The sequence below is a fragment of the Propioniciclava sp. genome (genome assembly GCF_036744435.1).
Taxonomy (GTDB): domain Bacteria; phylum Actinomycetota; class Actinomycetes; order Propionibacteriales; family Propionibacteriaceae; genus Propioniciclava.
In genome coordinates, this window is the sequence record NZ_DAIOIA010000107.1 from 1 (window position 1) to 1,569 (window position 1,569).

A 1,569-nucleotide genomic window follows, 5' to 3' on the forward strand; every position below is an offset into this window, starting at 1 on the left:
CGGGCTCAAGCCCAGTCCTCGGCGGGCTCAAGCCCAGTCCTCGGCGGGCTCAAGCCCAGTCCTCGGCGGGCTCAAGCTCAGTCCTCGGCGACGGTGGGGCGGCCTCGGGGTTACGGCGTTGCGGGGTTACGGCGTTGCGGGGTGGCGGCGTTACGGCGGTGTGACAAGGTGGATTGCTAGAATCGGGGCATGCTGCCACCGTCGTCTCCGACCGAGCCGTCGTCCATCTTCTCCGAGGAGTTGGCCTCCCAGACGGCCTCGCTGGCAGCCACCGCGGAGCCCCTCGCGTCGCCGTTCTCGGGGGCCGCCGCCGACCTGCGTTCCGCGCTCGCGGTCGACGTCGACGCCCTCTCCCCCGCCTTGCGGGAGCTGGCACTGGCGCTCCACCGCGACCCCGAGACGGCCTTCGCCGAGAACCGCGCCGCCGGACACATCGCCGACCTGATCACCGCCTCGGGCCTCGACGCACAGGTCAGCGCGTTCGGACGCGCGACGGCGGTCACCGCCGAGTTCACCGCAGGCACCGGCGGACGCACCGTCGCCTTCCTCGCCGAATACGATGCTCTGCCCGACTTGGGGCACGCCTGCGGCCACAACATCATCGCGGCGACCGGCGTCGGCGGCTTCCTGGCTCTGCATCGCCTTTCCCAGCAGCGGCCGGACGCCTTCCACGGACGCGTCCTGCTGCTGGGAACCCCCGGCGAGGAGGGCCACAGCGGCAAGGAGTACATGGCCCGCGAGGGCGCCTTCGACGGGGTGGATGCCGCACTGATGCTGCACCCCTACGGCTACGACGTCGCCGACCAGGTGTGGCTGGGACGCCGGACGCTCACCATCACGTTCACCGGGCGCGCCGCGCACGCGTCGTCGGAGCCCTTCATGGGACGCAACGCACTGGACGCCGCCACGTTGTTCTACACGGGGCTGGGACTGCTGCGGCAGCAGATGATCCCCGTCGACCGGGTGCATGCCGTGATCAGCGATGGCGGGACGCGGGCGTCCATCATCCCCGAGCGCGCCGTCGTCCAGGCTTACGTCCGGTCGAAGTTCCCGGAGACGCTGGTGGAGTTGAGCCGTCGCGTGGACGACCTCGCGCACGGCGCCGCGCTCATGGCGGGCGTCGGCGTGGAGGTGGTCTGGGATCAGCATCCAGCCTCCTTGCCGGTCCGCACCAACGACCCGCTGACCCGACGCTGGGCGCTCGCGCAGGCCGAACGCGGGCGTCATGCCCTCCCACTGGGGGTGGTGTCCGAGACCCTCGCGGCATCCACCGACTTCGGGAACGTCAGCGTGCGCGTCCCGGGGATCCACCCGCTGCTGAAGATCGCTCCCGAGGGGACCGCGCTCCACACCCACGCATTCGCCGCGGCGGCCGCCTCCGAGTTCGCCCTCTCCGGGATCGCGGACGGTGCCTACGGCCTGGCCGCTGCAGCCCTGGACTTCCTGGTCGACGACGACCTCGCCGCCGCAGTCGCCGACGATTTCGACGCAGCGGGGGGCGTGCTCGACGTCGAGCGACTCTTCACCGACTAGCGGGGGCACACCCCACAATCCGGAGCCCCACCCGAC

At 71.6% G+C, this 1,569-nt stretch carries 1 protein-coding gene; it reads left to right on the forward strand.

Features of this window, described 5'->3' with window-relative positions; all coding sequences use genetic code 11:
• Positions 1-189 precede the first annotated feature (189 nt).
• Positions 190-1,533, forward strand: a complete 1,344-nt coding sequence (locus V7E09_RS12180) for an amidohydrolase (protein ID WP_324510769.1) — start codon at positions 190-192, stop codon at positions 1,531-1,533.
• Positions 1,534-1,569: the final 36 nt, after the last annotated feature.

Bases quoted from the DNA above. Each gene is read 5' to 3' on its own strand.
- V7E09_RS12180 (WP_324510769.1), top strand. From the start codon at position 190: ATGCTGCCACCGTCGTCTCCGACCGAGCCGTCGTCCATCTTCTCCGAG.